This window comes from Streptomyces sp. NPDC059696, from assembly GCF_042733745.1.
Taxonomy (GTDB): Bacteria; Actinomycetota; Actinomycetes; order Streptomycetales; family Streptomycetaceae; genus Streptomyces.
Window position 1 is genome coordinate 184732 of the sequence record NZ_JBHWFG010000011.1, and the last position, 19785, is coordinate 204516.

At 72.6% G+C, this 19785-nt stretch carries 19 protein-coding genes; 2 read left to right on the plus strand and 17 right to left on the minus strand.

Annotated elements, in window-relative coordinates:
- Window positions 1-6: 6 nt before the first annotated feature.
- From ACFV20_RS15185 to ACFV20_RS15215, 7 genes are all read right to left on the minus strand, one after another.
- Entirely contained in the window at window positions 7-360 is a 354-nt protein-coding gene (locus ACFV20_RS15185; RefSeq protein WP_385656394.1) for a cytidine deaminase, read from the minus strand.
- Window positions 361-396: 36 nt separating this feature from the next.
- Complete coding sequence (locus ACFV20_RS15190; protein ID WP_385656396.1) at window positions 397-756, minus strand: MmcQ/YjbR family DNA-binding protein; 360 nt, start codon at window positions 754-756, stop codon at window positions 397-399.
- Window positions 753-2057, minus strand: a complete 1305-nt coding sequence (locus tag ACFV20_RS15195; RefSeq protein WP_385656398.1) for a hemolysin family protein — start codon at window positions 2055-2057, stop codon at window positions 753-755. Before ACFV20_RS15195 ends, ACFV20_RS15190 begins: the two co-directional genes overlap by 4 nt.
- 9 nt (window positions 2058-2066) lie before the next feature.
- Window positions 2067-2564, minus strand: coding sequence for an rRNA maturation RNase YbeY (gene ybeY, locus ACFV20_RS15200; RefSeq protein WP_234846756.1), 498 nt, complete (start codon window positions 2562-2564; stop codon window positions 2067-2069).
- Between the two features lie 14 nt (window positions 2565-2578).
- Window positions 2579-3646, minus strand: coding sequence for a PhoH family protein (locus ACFV20_RS15205; protein WP_385656400.1), 1068 nt, complete (start codon window positions 3644-3646; stop codon window positions 2579-2581).
- 349 nt (window positions 3647-3995) lie between these two features.
- Window positions 3996-5132 (minus strand): carbohydrate kinase family protein, encoded by a 1137-nt coding sequence (locus tag ACFV20_RS15210; protein ID WP_385656402.1) that lies wholly within the window; start codon window positions 5130-5132, stop codon window positions 3996-3998.
- 140 nt (window positions 5133-5272) lie between these two features.
- Window positions 5273-6562: a glucarate dehydratase family protein gene (locus ACFV20_RS15215; protein WP_385656404.1), complete on the minus strand. Its 1290-nt coding sequence runs from the start codon at window positions 6560-6562 to the stop codon at window positions 5273-5275.
- A 331-nt stretch (window positions 6563-6893) separates the two neighbouring features.
- Here ACFV20_RS15215 and ACFV20_RS15220 point away from each other — a divergent pair, with 331 nt between their 5' ends.
- A complete protein-coding gene (locus tag ACFV20_RS15220) occupies window positions 6894-8207 on the plus strand; it encodes an MFS transporter (RefSeq protein WP_385656406.1) in 1314 nt (437 codons plus the stop codon).
- A 29-nt stretch (window positions 8208-8236) separates the two neighbouring features.
- Here the strand turns inward: ACFV20_RS15220 and ACFV20_RS15225 are convergent, their stop codons facing one another.
- From ACFV20_RS15225 to hrcA, 10 genes are all read right to left on the minus strand, one after another.
- Window positions 8237-9229: an adenosine deaminase gene (locus ACFV20_RS15225; RefSeq protein WP_385656408.1), complete on the minus strand. Its 993-nt coding sequence runs from the start codon at window positions 9227-9229 to the stop codon at window positions 8237-8239.
- 20 nt (window positions 9230-9249) lie between these two features.
- Complete coding sequence (locus tag ACFV20_RS15230; protein WP_385656411.1) at window positions 9250-10155, minus strand: ribonuclease Z; 906 nt, start codon at window positions 10153-10155, stop codon at window positions 9250-9252.
- A gap of 6 nt (window positions 10156-10161) precedes the next feature.
- Window positions 10162-10515 carry a histidine triad nucleotide-binding protein gene (locus ACFV20_RS15235; RefSeq protein WP_385656413.1) on the minus strand — a complete coding sequence of 118 codons (354 nt, stop codon included), beginning with the start codon at window positions 10513-10515 and terminating at the stop codon, window positions 10162-10164.
- Window positions 10516-10638: 123 nt separating this feature from the next.
- Entirely contained in the window at window positions 10639-13833 is a 3195-nt protein-coding gene (locus ACFV20_RS15240) for a S41 family peptidase (RefSeq protein ID WP_385656415.1), read from the minus strand.
- Window positions 13834-13878: 45 nt separating this feature from the next.
- Window positions 13879-14424, minus strand: a complete 546-nt coding sequence (locus ACFV20_RS15245; RefSeq protein ID WP_385656417.1) for a hypothetical protein — start codon at window positions 14422-14424, stop codon at window positions 13879-13881.
- Between the two features lie 49 nt (window positions 14425-14473).
- A complete protein-coding gene (locus tag ACFV20_RS15250; RefSeq protein WP_385656419.1) occupies window positions 14474-14608 on the minus strand; it encodes a hypothetical protein in 135 nt (44 codons plus the stop codon).
- A 4-nt stretch (window positions 14609-14612) separates the two neighbouring features.
- Window positions 14613-15353, minus strand: a complete 741-nt coding sequence (locus ACFV20_RS15255; RefSeq protein ID WP_385656420.1) for a 16S rRNA (uracil(1498)-N(3))-methyltransferase — start codon at window positions 15351-15353, stop codon at window positions 14613-14615.
- The gene (locus ACFV20_RS15260; RefSeq protein ID WP_385656421.1) at window positions 15350-16468 is read right to left on the minus strand and encodes a nitronate monooxygenase; all 1119 of its coding nucleotides are present in this window, start codon (window positions 16466-16468) and stop codon (window positions 15350-15352) included. The genes ACFV20_RS15255 and ACFV20_RS15260 overlap by 4 nt, the downstream gene beginning before the upstream one ends.
- A gap of 236 nt (window positions 16469-16704) precedes the next feature.
- On the minus strand, window positions 16705-17841 hold the full coding sequence (gene dnaJ, locus ACFV20_RS15265) for a molecular chaperone DnaJ (RefSeq protein WP_185013342.1): 1137 nt from the start codon (window positions 17839-17841) through the stop codon (window positions 16705-16707).
- Window positions 17841-18857 (minus strand): heat-inducible transcriptional repressor HrcA, encoded by a 1017-nt coding sequence (gene hrcA, locus ACFV20_RS15270; protein ID WP_366709274.1) that lies wholly within the window; start codon window positions 18855-18857, stop codon window positions 17841-17843. Before hrcA ends, dnaJ begins: the two co-directional genes overlap by 1 nt.
- 171 nt (window positions 18858-19028) lie before the next feature.
- Here hrcA and ACFV20_RS15275 point away from each other — a divergent pair, with 171 nt between their 5' ends.
- A complete protein-coding gene (locus ACFV20_RS15275) occupies window positions 19029-19760 on the plus strand; it encodes an MBL fold metallo-hydrolase (RefSeq protein WP_385656423.1) in 732 nt (243 codons plus the stop codon).
- Window positions 19761-19785: the final 25 nt, after the last annotated feature.

Consider the following 19785-nt stretch of genomic DNA (forward strand, 5'->3'; position numbering starts at 1 on the left):
CGGTGTTCAGCCGGCGGTGACGGTGGTGCGGACCGTTCCGTCGGGCCCCGCCACCAGCACCGGCGTCTCACCGCCACCGAGGTCCCGTACGGCCGCCCGGTCCGCGTCGGAGGCGGTCTCCGCCTCCGTCACGACCGCCGCCGCCTCCAGGGACGTCGCACCCGAGGCCACCGCCATCGCCACCGCCGTCTGCAGGGCACTGAGCTTCAGGGAGTCGAGGGCCACGGTGGCCGCGACATAGGTGCGTCCGGTCTCGTCGCGTACGGCCGCGCCCTCGGGCACGCCGTTGCGGGCCCGGGCCGAACGGGCCAGGGTGACGATCTTGCGGTCCTCGGGGTCGAGCGCGCTGCTGTCGGTCATGATCCGAGCATACGGAGCGTCCGCCCCGGCCCCGTCTCAGGGCCGGTCGAGGCGCAGGCGCTCCGCCCGGGGCAGACCTGCGACGACCAGGTCGTAGGAGTCCTCGATGAGCTCCCGGACCAGCCGGTCGGGGAGCCCGCCGTCGACCGTGACGGTGTTCCAGTGGCGCTTGTTCATGTGCCAGCCGGGGACGACGAGGCCCTCGTGCTCGCCGCGGAGGCGGACGGCCTCGTCGGGGTCGCACTTGAGGTTGACCGTCAGGGGGCGCGCGTCGAGGAACGACAGGGCGAAGAGCTTTCCGCCCACCTTGAAGACCGAGACCTCCGGGCTGAACGGGAAGTCCTCCACCGCCCCGTTGAAGGACAGGCAGAACGCGCGCAGTTCCTGCGGGGTCACTCCGGCTTCTCCTCCTCGTCCGGCTCCGCCGGGGCCACCGGCTCCGCCAGCACCGTCACGATCTTGTTCCGGCGGCCGGCCGCCGCCTCCGCGGTCAGGCGCAGCTTCCGGCCGTCGGGCAGGTCCACGACGGACGAGGCACCCGCGATCGGGACCCGGCCCAAGGCCTTGGCCAGCAGCCCGCCGACCGTCTCGACGTCCTCGTCGTCGAACTCCTCCAGGCCGTACAGCTCGCCCAGGTCGCTGATGTCGAGGCGGGCCGTGACCCGGAAGCGGTCCTCGCCGAGCTCCTCGACGGGTGGCAGCTCACGGTCGTACTCGTCGGTGATCTCGCCGACGATCTCCTCGAGGATGTCCTCGATGGTGACGATGCCGGCGGTGCCGCCGTACTCGTCGATGACGACGGCGACGTGGTTGCGTTCCTTCTGCATCTCGCGCAGCAGGTCGCCGGCGTTCTTGGTGTCGGGCACGAAGACCGCGGGGCGCATGGCCGTGGACACCAGCTCGGACTCGGCGTCGCGGCTGATGTGCGTCCTTCGGACCAGGTCCTTCAGATACACGATGCCGACGATGTCGTCCTCGCTCTCCCCGGTCACCGGGATGCGCGAGAAGCCGGAGCGCAGGGCGAGGGTGAGGGCCTGGCGGATGGTCTTGAACCGTTCGATGACGACCAGGTCCGTGCGCGGGACCATGACCTCGCGCACCAGGGTGTCGCCCAGCTCGAAGACGGAGTGCACCATGCGGCGCTCCTCGTCCTCGATGAGCGACTCCTTCTCGGCCAGGTCGACCAGGGCGCGCAGCTCCGCCTCGGAGGCGAAGGGACCGCGGCGGAAGCCCTTGCCGGGGGTGAGCGCGTTGCCGATGAGGATCAGCAGCGACGGGATCGGGCCCATGATCCGGGCCAGCGGCACCAGGACGTACGCGGAGACCGTGGCGGTGCTCAGCGGGTGCTGGCGGCCGATGGTGCGCGGGGAGACGCCGACGGCGACGTACGACACGAGGACCATGACCGCGATGGCGACCAGGAGGGCCTCGCTGGTGCCGTCGAACTCCTGCAGGCAGCCGTAGGTGATCAGCGCGGCGGCGGCCATCTCGCTGGCGACGCGGACCAGCAGCGCCACGTTCAGGTAGCGGGTGGGGTCGGCGGCGACCTGGGAGAGCTTGGCGCTGCCGCGGCGGCCGGAGCGCACGGCCTCCTCGGCGCGGAAGCTGGAGACGCGCGCGAGGCCCGCCTCCGCGCAGGCGGCGAGCCAGGCCACGACGACCAGGGCGATGGCACCCAGGGCGAGTTGAGGGCTCATCGGCGGGCGTTACGAGACCGTCGGCGCCGGGGACGGGCCGGTCAGGCCCCGCTCCGCGCGCCAGCCGTCCACGATGGCCGCCTGGAGGCCGAACATCTCGGCCTTCTCGTCCGGTTCCTCGTGGTCGTAGCCCAGCAGGTGCAGCACGCCATGGACGGTGAGCAGCTGGAGCTCCTCGTCCATGGTGTGCTGCGTCTCCGCGTCCTTGCCCTGCTTCTCGGCGACCTCGGGGCACAGCACGATGTCGCCGAGCAGGCCCTGGGGCGGTTCGTCGTCGTCCTTGGAGGGCGGACGCAGCTCGTCCATGGGGAAGGACATGACATCCGTCGGGCCGGGGAGGTCCATCCACTGGATGTGGAGCTGCTCCATGGCGTCGGCGTCCACGACGATCACCGAGAGCTCGGAGAGCGGGTGGATGCGCATCCTGGCGAGCGCGTAGCGGGCGATGTCGAGGATCGCCTGCTCGTCGACCTCGGTGCCGGACTCGTTGTTGACGTCGATCGACATGGTGCTGTGTGTGTCTACTTCCCCTTGTGCCCGGACTTGCCGCGGCCCTTGTGCGTGCCGTTCTGGGTGCCGTGCGTGGTGTCGTACTTCTCGTACGCGTCGACGATACGGCCCACCAGCTTGTGCCGGACCACGTCCTGCGACGACAGCCGGGAGAAGTGCACGTCCTCGACGCCGTCCAGGATGTCCTGCACCTGCCGCAGACCGCTCTTCGTCCCGTCGGGGAGGTCGACCTGCGTCACGTCACCCGTGATCACGATCTTCGAGTCGAAGCCGAGGCGGGTGAGGAACATCTTCATCTGCTCGGGGCTCGTGTTCTGGGCCTCGTCCAGGATGATGAAGGCGTCATTGAGCGTACGGCCCCTCATGTACGCCAGCGGCGCGACCTCGATGGTGCCCGCCGCCATCAGCCGCGGGATCGAGTCCGGGTCGAGCATGTCGTGCAGCGCGTCGTAGAGCGGGCGCAGGTACGGGTCGATCTTCTCGTAGAGCGTGCCCGGGAGGAACCCGAGCCGCTCGCCGGCCTCGACCGCCGGGCGGGTCAGGATGATGCGGTTGACCTGCTTGGACTGCAGGGCCTGCACCGCCTTGGCCATCGCCAGGTACGTCTTTCCGGTGCCGGCGGGGCCGATGCCGAAGACGATCGTGTGCTTGTCGATGGCGTCGACGTAGCGCTTCTGGTTGAGCGTCTTGGGGCGGATGGTGCGGCCGCGCGAGGACAGGATGTTCTGCGTGAGCACCTGGGCCGGGGTCTCCTGGCCGTCGCTCTCGCCGTTGTCGCTCGCCTTGAGCATGGCGATCGAGCGTTCCACTGCGTCCTCCGTCATCGGCTGCCCGGTGCGGAGCACCAGCATCATCTCGTCGAACACGCGCGAAATGAGGGCGACGTCCGTCGGGTCGCCGACCGCGCTGATCTCGTTGCCCCGGACGTGGATGTCGGCCGCCGGGAAGGCCTTCTCGATCACGCGCAGGAGGGAGTCGCCGGAGCCCAGAACGGTCACCATGGGGTGCTGGGCGGGGACGGTGAGCTGTGCTCTCGCCTGCTCCTGCGCGGGGGTGTGAGCTGTCGATGATTGAGTCATGGGCCGGCGCTGAAGGCCTGCGGTTCCTCCTCGTCACGGCCGCGTAGCTGAGGGCGGCCTCGCGATTCCCAGGGTACGACGGGGGAGTGACAACGCCGTAGGGGTTTTGGCGGTGGGCCGGGAAACGGGGGCCGAGAGAGACACCGGCCGGACCGCATCGAAGACAAGAGAACTTGCTGGCCGACGGCTTCGGGGGCGACGGCAGTTGCTGGCCGACGGCTTCGGGGGTGACGGCACTGCCCGGCCGACGGCTTCGGGGGCGACGGCACTTGCTGGCCGACAGGGGCGGGTGGTGGGTGGGCATAGGCCCGGGGGTCCAGGGGGCGGAGCCCCCTGGTGGGGCTGGGGGTCATGCCGAGCGGCGGAAGCCGATCGTGGGGACGGCACGCCGCAACGGCCAGGGCCTCACCAACTCCCCGGACACCAGCCCGGCCAGGAACCCGTACCGCTCCAGCGCCGCAGGCGACTGCTCCGCGACCGACTGCACCTTCCGCCACCACGCCGCGATCTCCGACCACCCCGGCGCCGACAGCGACCCCCCGAACTCCTGCACCGACAACGCCGCCGTGAGACCCGCGAACGCCAGCCGGTCCGCGAGCGGCCAGTCGGCCAGGGTCCCGGCGACGAACCCGGCGACGAACACGTCTCCGGCCCCGGTCGGGTCGAGCGCCTCGACGGCGATGGCCGGCACCTCGGCCGTCTCCCCCGTCCGCCGGTCCACCGCGTAGGCCCCGTCGGCCCCGAGGGTGACCACCGCGAGCGGCACGTACTCGGTCAGGGCGTGCGCCGCCGCCCGGGGGGAGTCCGCGCCCGTGTACCGCATGGCCTCCTCCGCGTTGGGCAGGAACGCCTCGCAGTGCCGCAGGTCGGGCAGGCCGGCCAGGTCCCACGCGCCGGTGTCGTCCCAGCCGACGTCGCCGAAGACCCGGGTGCCGTTGCTCGCGGCCTGGGCGATCCAGGGGGCGCTCACGCCGGGCGCGAGGGAGGCGACGGCGGCCCGGGCGCGGGGCGGGCACGCGGGGGCGGGCTCCTCCGGGGGCGGCTCATGGCCGTGCGAGACCATCGTGCGCTCGCCCTCGTAGGCCATGGAGACGGTCACCGGGGAGTGCCAGCCGGGCACGGTGCGCGACGGAGAGAGGTCGATGCCCTCGCCGTGTTCCAGGGCGTCCCAGCAGTAGTCGCCGTAGTGGTCGTCGCCGAAGGCCGCCGCGAGGGACGTGCGCAGTCCGAGGCGGGCCAGGGCCGTCGCCATGTTGGCGACGCCGCCGGGACTCGACCCCATGCCGCGCGCCCACGACTCCGTCCCGCGCACCGGGGCGGAGTCGAGGCCGGTGAAGATGATGTCCAGGAAGACGGTGCCCGTGAGGTAGACGTCCCAGGGCGGGTCGTCCGGTGTGCGCAGCGGGGCGAGAGGATCGACCTGGCTCTGGCGGTGCGATCCCGTTCCGGCCGGGCCCTTTCCGGCCGGGGCGGTGGACGCGGTCACGATGCGCTCCCTGACGTGGTGCGGATCAGGCCAGTCTGCACCACATCACCGGCGGCGTGCCGCCGATCACGCCGTCCCCACCCGCCCCGTCAGCGCGCGCGAGGCCCTCGTACGCCCCCCGTACCGGCCTCGGCTGGGCCTTACCAGCGGGGCATCGCGGGTGTCACCCAGTCCGGGTCGGTGGTCCGCATCGCCGCCGCGTCGTCGCGGTCGCGCAGGGCGCCGTCGTCGTCCAGCCACCGCCGGTGCAGTGCGGCCAGCCGCTCGCGGTCGAGTTCCACGCCGAGGCCGGGCGCGTCGGAGACGGTGACCCGGCCGCCGTCGAAGGCGAGTCGTTCGGTGAGGACGTCCTCGGACTGCCAGGGGTAGTGGGAGTCGCAGGCGTGGTGGAGGTTCGGGACGGTGGCCGCGACGTGGGTCATCGCGGCGAGCGAGATGCCGAGATGGGTGTTGGAGTGCATCGACACGCCGACCCCGAAGGTGCGGCAGATCGCGGCGAGCTGCTGGGTGGCGCGCAGACCGCCCCAGTAGTGGTGGTCGGAGAGGGCCACCTGGACGGCGCCCCTGGTGAAGGCCTCAGGGATCTCGGCGAACGTCGTCACGCACATGTTGGTGGCGAGCGGTACCCCGGTGCGCTCGGCGACCTCGGCCATGGCGGGGGTGCCGAGCGCCGGGTCCTCCAGGTACTCCAGGACGTCCCCGAGCTCCTGGGCGACCTTCACGGACGTCTCGACGGACCAGGCGCCGTTGGGGTCGAGCCGCAGCGGATGCCCGGGGAAGGCCTCGGCGAGGGCCTTGATCGCCGCGATCTCCTCCTCGGGCGGGAAGACACCGCCCTTGAGCTTGAAGGAGGTGAAGCCGTAGCGCTCCGTGAAGCGGCGGGCCTGCTCGACCACTCCGGCCGGGTCGAGGGCGGCGCCCCAGTCGTCCTTCTCGGCCGGCACGCCCTCGGGGTGGTCACCCCATTTGTAGAACAGGTAGGCGCTGTACTCGACGGAGTCGCGCACCTTGCCGCCGAGCAGCGCGTGCACGGGCAGCCCGAGCGTCTTGCCGAGGGCGTCCAGGCAGGCGACCTCGAAGCCGGAGACGACGGACAGCCGCAGTTTGTCGGCGGTCTGGACACCGCGCAGCCCGCCGACGTCGACGGCGTTCTCGACGCGGGAGGCGTCCACCGCGACCTGGTCGGCGACCGTGAGCAGGCCGTTCAGATCGCTGACCCGGCGTCCCTTCAGCCGCTCGGCGAACGGCACGGCCAGTTCGAGGTACTTGGCGTCGCCGTAGGTCTCCCCCACGCCGGTGACGCCGTCGGCGGTGACGACCTCGACGATCAGCCGGGGAGTGTACGGCTGGTGCACACCCTGTGTGTTCAGCAGCGGCGGGTCGGCGACCAGGATCGGCGTCAGGCGTACGTCGGTGATGGCGAGGTCCACGAAGTCCGTCTCCTCATAGAGGTGCAATCCACAGTTGCAATCCACATATGAGAATGCTGGTCGGCCATGAGAACGTCAACCACCCGTGCGGCCGCGCCATCGTCGGCCGGCGGCACCCGTCGGCGATGGCGGAAATACGCTGGCCACCCGGGGAATGGCGCTCATTTACCCGGGCTTCACCACCCCAAACGCAACGTGCTCCAGATCACACACCCCGGGCTCCCGTGGGTGACTACGTGCTTGATACAAATTGCTCGCGCGTTCCTGTCCGTCGACGGTCGTCGCCCCTCCCCCTTTTTCCCCGCTCCTTTCGCATGCCCTGGGAACGCCCGTGTTCGCCCCCCGCACCACTCCCTGGCCCCTCGTCGCCCTTTTCACGGCCGGGTACCTCGCTCCGTATCTGCTGCCCACCACCGTGGGCAGGCTCGATTCGGACCTTCCGCTCTCCGCCACGCAGGCCGGAGCCGTCGGCAGTGCCCTGCTGCTGAGTTCGGCCGCCGCCGGGTTCACCCTGGCCTCCCGGGTCGAACGGGCCGGGGCCCGCACCCTCGCCCGGCTCGGCCTCGCCCTGGCCCTGCTGGGCTACGGCGGTGCCGCCCTGACCACCTCGGTCCCCGCCGTCGTCGCCGGCGCGATCGTCGGCGGGTTCGGCTCCGGCACGGCCACCACCGTCGCGGCCACCCTCATCGCCGGTGAGCGCGATCCGCACCGGGCTTCCACGGCCGGGCTGCTCAGCGTCTCCGCCCTCGCGGGCGCCGTGTATCTGACGGTGCCGCACCTCGGCCCGGGGCACGGTCTGCCGCTGGCCGCGATCGCCCTCACCGCGCTCATGGTCTGGCCGCTCACCGGCCGGCTGCCCGTCGGCGCCCCCGTCGCGCCCACCCGGCACGACAACGCCCGGCTGCCGCACGCCCGTTCGGGACTGCTGCTGGCCGCCGCCATGGTGTGCTGGTCGCTCGCCCAGAACTCGCTGTGGGGCGTGAGCGGCCGGATCGGCCTCGAACAGGTGCACCTCGGCGAGGCCACCGTCGGTGTCGTCTTCGCGCTCGGCCTCGGCGCCGGCCTGGCCGGGGTCCTCGCGGCCGGCGCGCTCGGGGCCCGGCTCGGACGCGCGATACCCATCGGCGGCGGCACCGTGCTCATCGCCGCCTGCATCGCGCTCAGTGCCTCCGCGACCGACCTGGGGAGCTTCGCGGCCGGCGAGATCGCCTGGAACACGCTCTACCCGGTGGTGCTGTCGTACCTCATCGGCCTCGCCGCCTCGCTCGACCCGCGCGGCCGCTGGGCGGTGCTGGTCGGCTCGGCGTCCTCGCTGGGCACCGCCGCCGGGCCGCTGACCGGGAGCGTGCTGTCGGCGCAGGCCGGTTTCCCGGCCATGGGCGCGGTCCTCGGCGCGGGCCTGCTCGTGATCGCCCTGCCGATGACCGCCGTCGCCCTGCACACCGGCGGACGTCCGCTGCTGCCCGGCGCGATCCGCCGCCGCGGCGGGCACCCGGCCGCCCTGGTCGCCGCCGCCACGGGCACGCCCACCGGCGCGGTCCCCGAGATCGGCGCCCCGGAGCAGCCGGTGGTGGAGATCCCCGTCGAGACCCCGGCCGTCCCCGCCCAGCGTGCCTACGGCAAGGCGGGGTCGGAGGTCTTCTGAGACCCGCCCGGAGCCGGCCGGTCCCGGAGCTACCCGAAGGTGTAGGCCTCCACCTCGGCCAGGTAGCGGGCCCGCAGCTCCTCGTCGTCCTCCAGGAAGGAGGCGAGGAAGGAGTTGCGGGCGAGCTCGCGCAGCCGTTCCTCGGTGAGGCCGAGGGTGGTGCGCACGGCGTCGAAGTTGTCACCGGCGTAGCCACCGAAGTAGGCCGGGTCGTCGGAGTTGACCGTGCACATCAGGCCGGCGTCCAGCATCGCGGGCAGCGGGTGGTCGGCGAGGGTGTCGACCGTGCGCAGCCGGACGTTGGACAGCGGGCACAGGGTCAGCGGCACCCGGTCGCGCACCAGCCGCTCCACCAGCGCCGGGTCCTCGACGCAGCGCAGCCCGTGGTCGACCCGCTCCACGCCGAGGACGTCCAGCGCCTCGGTGATGTACTCCGGCGGGCCCTCCTCACCGGCGTGGGCGACCCTGCGCAGACCGAGCGCGGCGGCGGCCTCGTAGACCTCGCGGAACTTCACCGGCGGGTGCCCGACCTCGGCGGAGTCGAGGCCGACGCCGGTGATCCGGTCCAGGTAGGGCTTGGCCGCGTCCAGCGTGGCCAGGGCCGATTCGGCGGGCTCGTCGCGCAGGAAGCACAGGATCAGCCGGGTCGAGACGCCGTGGTTGGCCTCGCTGCCGCCCAGCGCCCGCCACAGCCCCTCGACGACCGTGCCGATGTCCAGGCCGCGGCCGGTGTGGGCCTGCGGGTCGAAGAAGATCTCCGCGTGCCGCACGCCCTGCGCGGCGGCCCGGGCGAGATAGGCGTTCGCCAGGTCCTCGAAGTCCCGCTCGGTGCGCAGGACGGCCATGAGCTCGTAGTACAGGTTCAGGAAGGACTGCAGGTCCTCGAACCGGTAGGCCTCGCGCAGCTCGTCGGTGTCGGCGTACGGCAGGGTGACGCCGTTGCGCGCGGCGAGCTCGAAGGCGAGCTCCGGTTCCAGGGTGCCTTCGATGTGAAGGTGCAGTTCGGCTTTGGGGAGGGGCATCAATTCATCGTACGGCTGTTTCACCGACGCTTCGGAACCGGCACCCTCAGTAGATCGTGGGCCACGGTCAGCTCACCCTCGTACCCGGCGGCCCGGGCCTGCCGCTCGAACTCGTCCGCATCCGTGTAACGCTGGCTGAAGTGGGTCAGCACCAGGTGCCGCACGCCGCCGTCCCGGGCCACGCGCGCTGCCTGAGCGGCCGTCAGGTGGCCGTGCTCGACGGCGAGTTCCTCGTCCTCGTCGAGGAAGGTCGACTCGATGACGAGCATGTCGCAGCCCTCGGCGAGCGCGTGCACGCCGTCGCAGAGCCGGGTGTCCATGACGAACGCGAACCGCTGCCCGCGCCGCGTCTCGCTGACGTCGTCCAGCGAGACCCCGCCGAGCGCTCCCTCACGCTGGATCCGGCCCACGTCCGGACCCTTGATGCCGTGCGCGGCGAGCCGCTCGGGCAGCATGCGGCGGCCGTCGGGCTCGACGATCCGGTAGCCGTACGACTCCACCGGGTGCGACAGCTTCCGCGCTTCGAGCGTGTACCCGTCCGTGCGGGCGAGGGGCCCGTCCGCGGCGACCGGGGCCTCGGTGACGCCGACGGTCTCGCGGTAGGCGGTGGCGTACCGGAGCCGGTCGAAGAAGCGCTGCCCGGAGCGCGGGTAGTGGGCGGTGATCTCGTGCGGGACCTTGTCGAGGTTGATGCGCTGGATCACACCGGCCAGGCCCAGCGAGTGGTCGCCGTGGAAGTGCGTGACGCAGATCCGGTTCAGGTCGTGCGCGGCGACCCCGGCGCGCAGCATCTGACGCTGCGTGCCCTCGCCGGGATCGAACAGGATGCCCTCGCCGTCCCACCGCAGCAGGTAGCCGTTGTGGTTGCGGTGCCGGGTCGGGACCTGGCTGGCGGTGCCGAGGACCACGAGTTCACGTACGGACAAGGCGGACTACCCGGGGGGCCATTCGAGGCCGCGGCCGCCGAGCAGGTGGCCGTGCACGTGCCAGACCGTCTGGCCGGCGCCGCTGCCGGTGTTGAAGACGAGGCGGTAGCTGTCGAGCTTCTCCTCGTCCGCCACGGCCTGGGCCTCGCGGACCACGTCGGCGGTCAGGGCCGGGTCGGCGGCGGCGAGGGCGGCGGCGTTCTCGTAGTGCGCCTTGGGGATGATCAGGACGTGGATGGGAGCCTGGGGGTTGATGTCGCGGAACGCGACGGTCGTCTCCGTCTCCCGCACGATGGTCGCCGGGATGGTGCCGGCGACGATCTTGCAGAACAGGCAGTCGTCCTGGGGTTCCCCGGCCATGCGGTTACCTCCGAAGTTCGGGCGTTGTGGTGCCGACGGCATCGTATCGTCGTCGGGTGCGGGTGCGTTCGGGCTGGTCGCGCCCACGCGGCGGAGCCGCACATTCGATGCAGCCCCGCGCCCCTAGAGGGTTGGCACAGCCGGGGGCGTCTTCGCCGGACTGGACTCCAGGGCCTCCAACGCCAGCCTGATGGCCTCGTCCAGTTGGGGGTCCCTCCCCGCGGCGTGGTCCTGCGGGCGTTGCACGACCTCCACGTCCGGGTCCACGCCGTGGTTCTCCACTCCCCATGCGTAGCCCTCCAGCCAGAAGGCGTACTTGGGCTGGGTGACCAGGGTGCCGTCGACCAGGCGGTAGCGGCTGTCGATGCCGATGACGCCGCCCCAGGTGCGGGTGCCGACGACCGGGCCGAGGCCCAGGGCCTTGATCGCCGCGTTGACGATGTCGCCGTCGGAGCCGGAGAACTCGTTGGCGACGGCCACGACGGGGCCGCGCGGGGCGTCCTCCGGGTAGCTGTAGGGGCGCATGCCGCGCGGGACGGCCCAGCCGACGATGCGGCGGGCCAGCTTCTCGACGACCAGCTGGGAGGTGTGACCGCCGCGGTTCTCGCGGACGTCGACGACCAGGCCCTCGCGGGCGACCTCGACGCGCAGGTCGCGGTGGATCTGGGCCCAGCCGGGGGCCTGCATGTCGGGGACGTGGAGGTAGCCGAGGCGGCCGCCGGACTTCTCGTGGACGTAGGCGCGCCGGTCGGCGACCCAGGCGTGGTAGCGCAGGGGTTCCTCGTCGGCGACCGGGACGACGACGGCGTGCCGGGGGTCGCCGCCGCCCGACGGGGAGACGGTCAGCTCCACCGGCTTGTTCGCGGTGCCGACCAGCAGCGGGCCGGGGCCGAGAACCGGGTCGACCGGCTGCCCGGCGACCGCGACGATGGCGTCCCCGGGACGCACCGCCACGCCCGGCGCGGCCAGCGGGCTGCGGGCGTCCGGGTCGGACGTCTCGGAGGGCAGGATCCGGTCGACGCGCCAACTGCCGTCCTCGTGACGGGAGATGTCCGCGCCGAGCAGTCCCTGGCGGGGGCCGTGGCCGTGGCCGCCGCGCGGGATGACGTAGGCGTGCGAGGTGCCCAGTTCGCCCTGGACCTCCCACAGCAGGTCGACCAGGTCGTCGTGGGTGGCGAGCCGCTCCACGACGGGGCGGTAGCGGTCGAGGACGCCGTCCCAGTCGACGCCGCTCATGTCGGGCCGCCAGAAGTGGTCGCGCATGATGCGGCCGTTCTCCTCGAACATCTGGCGCCACTCGGCCGCCGGGTCGACGAACTGGCGCACGCGGCCCAGGTCGACGGTGATGTTGGAGTCGCTGTCGTCGTCGCCGGAGGCGCGCCGGTCGCTGGGGACGACCTTCAGCCGTCCGTCGGTCCACAGCAGTACCCGCTTGCCGTCGCCGCTGACCGCGAAGTGGTCGGCGTCCACGGCGAGATGCTCCAGACGCTGCTGGGCGAGGTCGTAGCGCTCCAGCTCGGACTTGGGGTCGGGGTCGTCCGGGGTGGCCCGGGACGCGCCGAGCACACCGGCGACCGGGTGGCGCAGCCACAGGACGCCGTCCTTCGCGGCCCGCAGGTTGGTGTACCGGGCGGCCTCGACCGGGAAGGGCACGATGCGGTCGGCGAGGCCTTCGAGGTCGATGCGGGTGGTGGGGGTGCCCTCGCTGTCGGGGGTCTCCTCCCGGTCGGGCGTCTCGAAGGACCGGCCGTGCCGCTGCGGCCCGAACGGGGAGGGCGTGGTGGCCGCGAGGGTGATCAGGTGCGGCCGGGCGCCCACCACGAACGCGAGGTCGAAGACGTGCTCGTCGTAGACCGGGTCGAAGGAGCGGGTCGACAGGAACGCGAGGTGCTTGCCGTCCATCGTGAAGGCGGGCGCGTAGTCCTGGAAGCGCAGCGGGGTGGCCTCGGTGACCGACAGGTCGGTGGTGTTGGCGAGTTTCAGCTGGCACAGGGGCCGGGGGCCGGGGTGGGACCAGGCCAGCCAGGACGAGTCGGGTGAGAAGACCAGGCCCGACACGTCGCCGTCCGCGCTGCGGTCGACCTCGCGCACCTCGCCCGTCTCCCGCTCCACCAGCAGCAGGCGTCCGTCGTGGCAGGACACGGCCGCGCGGCTGCCGTCGGGCGCCATGGCGAGGTCCAGCACCCGGCCGAGCTGCCCGGCGGCGATGCGGCGGGGGGTCGCGCCCGGGGCGAGTCCGGTGGCGGGCGCGAACTCCAGGGCGTCGTCGCCCTCGGCGTCGGTCACCCACACCACCCACTGCTCGCCGTCCGCGCGGAACGTCCGCGGCAGCCGGGCCCGTACGCCCGGGGTCGCGGCCAGCGCCCGGGCCGGGCCGGAGCGGTGGGTGACCCAGTGCACGGAGCCGCGTACGGCGACCGCGCTGCCGCGTGCGGTGTGGTCCGGGGAGGCCGAGCCGAACCAGCGGGAGGCGTTCACCGGGAACGGCTGGAGATCGACGCGCTGTCCGCCCAGCCGCACCTCCAGCCGCCGCGGCTCGGCCCCGTCCAGGTCGTCCAGGATCCACAGCTCACCGGCGCTGGAGTAGACGACGCGGGTGCCGTCGGTCGCGGCGTGCCGGGCGTAGAAGCCGTCGAGGGGGGTGTGGCGGCGCAGGTCGGACCCGTCGGCGAGGGAGGAGTAGAGCGCTCCGGTGCCCTCGTGGTCGGAGAGGAAACCGATCCGGTCCCCCACCCACAGCGGGTGTTCGAGGTTGCCGTCGATGTCCTCGTGCAGCCGCACGAACTCGCCGTCGTCCTCGCGGTCGATCCACAGCTTGCCCGCCGTGCCGCCGCGGTACCGCTTCCACCAGGCCGCCTCGCGCCCCATGGGCGCCGACAGCAGCACCGTGTGCGGGCCGTGGGCGACGTCGCCGACCGGCCCGTACGGCAGGGTGGTGGCCGGGCCGCCGTCCAGCGGGACCGCACGCGCCCAGGTGCGGCGCAGGCTGGCCTCCCCGTGGGCGCTGATCGCCAGCACCTCGCCGTCCGGGGTCCAGCCGCGCACCTGCGTCTTGGGACTCCCCCAGTACGTCAGCCGCTTGGCGGGGCCGCCGTCGACCGGGGCGATGAACACCTCGGGGGCGCCGTCCCGGCCGGAGGTCCAGGCGACGGTGGTGCCGTCGGGCGAGATGCGGGGCTGGGTCACCGGCATGTTGTCGGCGCTGACCCGCCAGGCCCGGCCGCCGTCGAGTGGAGCGAGCCACACGTCGTCCTCGGCGGTGAAGGCGACCAGGTCGCCGTGCACATGGGGGAACCGGAGGTAAGCAGGCGATGTCACCTGATCACCCTATGCAGGGACGCCGCCGCACGGACAGGGTTCGGATCACTTGCCCTCGACAGGGCGGCAGTCCGGGTACCGCTCGCACCAGATGGTCTGGGTGACGGTCACCGTGACGGTCGGCCCGGGCTGTCCGTTCGCCGGCCCGCCGACGGGGGGCGGGGTGCTGGAGTTGCAGTCGCCGAGGCCGTCGACCTGGAACCACACCTTGCCGTCCACCTTGGCGGTGATGTTCCCGCGTACGCAGGCGCCGTCCACCGCGTGGGTGACCTTGCCGTCGACGGTGATGTCCTTGCCGTCGTCGGTCTCGCCCTCGCAGTCGACGGTGGCGACGGTCCGCTCACGCGCCGAGGGCGACGACGTGCCGCCGTTCTGCCCGTAGGAGGCGGTGCAGGTGAGCCATCGCACCCCCGCCTTCTGCCGGTTGAGTTCCTTGGTCACGGTCTCGTCGGTGGTGTACGCGACGGACGCGGCGCTGACGCTGCCCGGTTCGCAGGCGACGGCGCCGCCCACCGCCACCACGGCGAACGTCGCCGCGAGCGCGGCGCGCCGCCCGCGCGGCACCCACCGATGACTCCTCGAAGCCCCCATGGAGGGGAGCCTGCCACTGTCGGGGGCCGCGCGGTAGGGCGCAAAGGCGTCAGCCGCGCGGCGGCAGCCACTCCTGAAACTCCACCAAGTCGCCCTCGGCGTCCTTGAGATGCGTCACCCGCGTACGGTCCGTCATGGGCACGGGGCCGCGCAGCACCGTGTCACCCCGGTTCGTCGCCCTCAAGGGATCAGGACCAGCGTCCGGTGCGGGCCAGGAGTACGGCCGCGGCGGCCGTCCCGGCGGTCGAGGTGCGCAGCACACTGCGTCCGAGACGGTAGGCCTTCGCCCCCGCCTCCTCGAACAGCGCCAGCTCCTCCGGCGCCACGCCCCCCTCGGGCCCCACGACCAGCACGATCTCGCCGGTGGCCGGCAGCTCGGCGGTGGCCAGGGGGGTGTCCCCGCTCTCGTGCAGCACGGCGGCGAACTCCGCTCCGGCCAGCAGGGCGGCGACCTGCCGGCTCGTGGCCGCCTCGGCGACCTCGGGGAAGCGCACCCGGCGGGACTGCTTGCCGGCCTCCCGGGCCGTCGCCCGCCACTTGCCCAGCGCCTTCGCCCCGCGCTCGCCCTTCCACTGCGTGATGCAGCGCGCCGCCGCCCAGGGGACGATCGCGTCGACGCCGACCTCGGTCATCGTCTCGACGGCGAGCTCTCCCCGGTCGCCCTTGGGCAGTGCCTGGACGACGGTGACCCGGGGCTGCTCCGCGGGCTCCTCGTGCACCGCCTCCAGCCGGAGGACCAGCCGGTCCTTGCCCTCCGTGTCGAGCACGACGCAGTCCGCCCAGCGGCCGGCCCCGTCCGTGAGGACGACGTCCTCACCGGCGCGCAGCCGCTTCACGGAGACGGCGTGCCGCCCCTCCGGCCCGTCCAGGACGTACCGGCCGTCACCGCCCGCGGTGAAGTCCTCGGCCACGAACACCGGCGCGGTCACAGCGCGCCCCCGCTCGTCAACGACGCCCGGGCGGCGGCCAGTTCCCCGGCCAGCACCTCCACCAGCTGCCCGGCGGGCAGGTCCCGCGCCATCCGGTGCCCCTGCCCGGCCCACAGCGCCATGCCCTGCGCGTCGCCGGCCTTGGCGGCGGCCTTGCGCAGCGGCGCGGTGAGGTGGTGGATCTCGGGGTAGGCGGCGGGCGCGTACGGGCCGTGTTCCCGCAGGAACCGGTTGACGAGGCCGCGCGCGGGCCGCCCGGAGAACGCCCGGGTCAACTCCGTGCGCACGAACAGGGGGTTGGTCAGCGCCTGCTTGTGCAGGGCGTGCGCCCCCGACTCGGCCGTGGCGAGGAAGGCGGTGCCCAGCTGGGCCGCGCTCGCGCCCGCGGCGAGGACAGCGGCGATCTGGCCGCCGCGCATGATGCCGCCGGCGGCGACGATCGGGATGCTCACGGCCTCGCGGACCTGGGCGATCAGCGACAGCAGTCCGAGACCGGAGCCGTCCGTCTCGGGGATGTCCCGGTGCGTGCCCTGATGACCGCCGGCCTCGACGCCCTGGGCGATGACCCCGTCCGCGCCTGCCCGCTCCACGGCCCGGGCCTCGTCGGGGGTGGTCGCGGTGGCCAGGACGAAGGTGCCGACGCGGTGCAGCGCGTCGACGACCTCCCGGCTCGGCACGCCGAAGTGGAACGACACGACCGGTACCGGGTTGTCGCGCAGCACCACGAGTTTGGCCTCGAAGCCGTCGTCACGTCCGCTGTCCGCGTCGCCGAGCTCGGCCTCGTACCAGGTGGCCTCGCCGGCCAGCTGATGGGCGTAGACGTCGACGGCGGCGGCATAAGGGAGCGCGGCGCCGGCCGCTCCGGTGGAGCCGGTGCTTGCACCGGGGTACTCCGGCTGCGGCATGAAGACGTTGACGCCGAAGGGCCTGCCGGTGAGGCTCCGGAGCTGCTTGATCTCCTGGTACATCCCGTCGGCGGTCTTGTAGCCGGCGGCGAGGAATCCCAGCCCGCCCGCTTCGCACACGGCGGCGGCCAGCTTCGGTACGGAGACGCCGCCCGCCATGGGGGCCTGCACGATCGGGTGGGGGAAGAGATCGGTCAGTGCGGAGGACATGACGGCATGTTGTCACGTCCTCCGGACAACCCCTAAACCGGCCTGCCCACTGGCATAGACCAGAGGAACAAGCGCCTCCGGTCACCCGGGAGGCACCCCACCGGCACCCGTCACAGGCGCCGCTCAGCGCCCGTTGAACGCATCCTTCAACCGCGAGAACAGCCCCTGCTGCCCGGGCTGACTGTGCCTGCCCGGGGACAATCCCCGGACCCCAGGCAACAGTCCAACCGCCCGCGTCAGCGCCCGTTGAACGCATCCTTCAACCGCGAGAACAGCCCCTGCTGCCCAGGCTGGAACTGCCCCGTCGGTCGCTCCTCGCCCCGCAGCTTGGACAGCTCGCGCAGCAGGCGCTCCTGCTCGGGGTCGAGCTTGGTCGGGGTCTGGACCTCGACGTGGACGATGAGGTCGCCGCGTCCGCCGCCGCGCAGGTGCGTGACGCCCCGGCCGTGCAGCGGGATCGACTGGCCGGACTGGGTGCCCGGGCGGATGTCGACCTCCTCCATGCCGTCGAGCGTCTCCAGCGGCACCTTGGTGCCGAGGGCCGCCGCCGTCATGGGGATCGTCACCGTGCAGTGCAGGTCGTCGCCGCGCCGCTGGAACGTGCTGTGCGGCAGCTCGTGGATCTCGACGTAGAGGTCACCGGCGGGACCGCCGCCGGGGCCGACCTCGCCCTCGCCGGCGAGCTGGATGCGCGTGCCGTTGTCGACACCGGCCGGGATCTTGACCGTGAGCGTGCGGCGGGAGCGGACCCGGCCGTCGCCCGCGCACTCCGGGCACGGGGTCGGGACGACCGTGCCGAAGCCCTGGCACTGGGGGCAGGGGCGGGAGGTCATGACCTGGCCCAGGAAGGACCGGGTCACCTGCGAGACCTCACCGCGGCCGCGGCACATGTCGCACGTCTGGGCGGAGGTGCCCGGCGCCGCGCCCTCGCCGTTGCAGGTGTTGCAGACGACGGCCGTGTCGACCTGGATGTCCTTGGTTGTGCCGAAGGCCGCCTCGTCGAGCTCGACCTCGATACGGATCATGGCGTCCTGGCCCCGGCGGGTGCGCGAGCGCGGTCCGCGCTGCGACGCCGTGCCGAAGAAGGCGTCCATGATGTCCGAGAAGTTCCCGAAGCCACCGGCTCCGAAGCCGCCCGCGCCACCGCCGCCGGCCTGCGAGAGCGGGTCGCCGCCGAGGTCGTAGACCTGCTTCTTCTGCGGGTCCGACAGCACCTCGTAGGCGGCGTTGATCTCCTTGAACCGCTCCTGGGTCTTCGGATCGGGGTTGACGTCCGGGTGCAGCTCGCGCGCGAGCCGCCGGAAGGCCTTCTTGATCTCTTCCTGCGACGCGTCGCGGCGCACGCCGAGTACGGCGTAGTAGTCCGTGGCCACTACGACTCCGCCAGGATCTGTCCGACGTACCGTGCCACTGCGCGTACCGCTCCCATCGTTCCCGGGTAGTCCATGCGGGTCGGTCCGACCACGCCGAGCTTGGCGACTGCCTCGCCGCCCGAACCGTAGCCGACCGACACGACGGACGTGGAGTTGAGTCCTTCGTGGGCGTTCTCGTGACCGATCCGTACGGTCACGCCCGGATCCTTCGCCTCGCCGAGCAGCTTGAGGAGCACGACCTGCTCCTCGAGCGCCTCCAGCACCGGCCGGATCGTGAGGGGGAAGTCATGACCGAAGCGGGTCAGATTGGCGGTGCCGCCGATCATCAGCCGCTCCTCGTTCTCCTCGACGAGGGTTTCCAGAAGCGCGGAGAGCACCGTGGAGACCGTACCCCGGTCCTCGAGCTCGAACGCCTCGGGGAGATCCTCCACCAGACTCGGCACATCCGCGAAACGGCGGTTCGCCACACGGCTGTTGAGGCGCGCGCGCAGATCCGCGAGCGAGGCGTCACCGAAGGGCGCCGGGCAGTCGACCACGCGCTGCTCGACCCGCCCGGTGTCCGTGATCAGCACGAGCATCACCCGCGCGGGCGCGAGGGAGAGCAACTCCACGTGCCGCACGGTCGAACGGGTCAGCGACGGGTACTGCACGACGGCGACCTGACGCGTGAGCTGCGCGAGCAGCCGTACCGTACGCGCCACGACGTCGTCGAGGTCGACCGCGCCCTCGAGGAAGTTCTGGATCGCGCGCCGCTCGGGCGCGGTCATCGGCTTGACGCCGGCGAGCTTGTCGACGAACAGCCGGTAGCCCTTGTCGGTGGGGATGCGCCCGGCACTGGTGTGCGGCTGGGCGATGTACCCCTCGTCCTCGAGGGCCGCCATGTCGTTGCGGACGGTGGCCGGGGAGACGCCGAGGTTGTGCCGCTCGGTGAGGGCCTTGGAGCCCACCGGCTCCTCGGTGCCGACGTAGTCCTGGACGATGGCGCGCAGCACCTGAAGCCTGCGTTCACTGAGCATCGCGCACACCTCCAGATGTCTCCGTCTGCTTGCCCTGCCGGTCCGGCCTGGCACTCTGCGCGTGCGAGTGCCAGCATTCCCCGGCCCAGTGTACGGCGGTGGGGTACACCCCCGGCAAGGCTGGTCGTGCGGCGCCGTGCCCCGAGCGGGGCCCACCGCTAGCGTCGCCGTATGACGGTGACTTGGGAAGACCTCGGGTGGGAGCGCGTGGCCGCCGGGGTGGGGCGGTGTCGGCTGCCGGTGTGGGACTGCACGATCGGGCTGGTCGCGGGCGAGGGGGCGGTCCTCATGATCGACTCCGGATCGAGCCTTGCCGAGGGCGCGAAACTGGGCGCGCAGGCGCGAGCGCTCACCGGTCATCGTGTGACACATATCGCGCTGACCCACCCGCACTTCGACCATGTCTTCGGCACAGCGGCGCTCCCGGACACCGAGGTGTTCGGCGCGGTGGGCGTGGACGCACTGCTGTCGCGGACACGGGACCGTGAGGAACTGCGCGAGGACGGGGTGCGCCAGGGCCTGGCGGCGCCTGCGGCCCAGGAGGCGGCACAGCGGCTGGTCGTGCCCGGCCACCTGGTCTCCGGCGAGTGGACCCTCGACCTGGGCGGCGGCCGGCAGGTGCTGCTGGCGAACGTCGGCCCGGGCCACACCGCGCACGACCTCGCGGTGCTGGTGCCCGGCGATCCGGAGGTGGTGTTCTGCGGCGACCTGGTCGAGGAGTCCGGCGAGCCGCAGGCCGGCCCGGACGCGCTGCCGGCGCAGTGGCCTGCCGCCCTGGACCGGCTGCTCGGCCTGGGCGGCGAGGACGCGGTGTACGTGCCCGGTCACGGAGCGGTGGTGGACGCGGCGTTCGTGCGGGCGCAACGGGACGCGCTGGCGGCGCGGTTCGGCGTGTCGCGGTGATCGCCGCCCGCCTTCTCCTATCGTC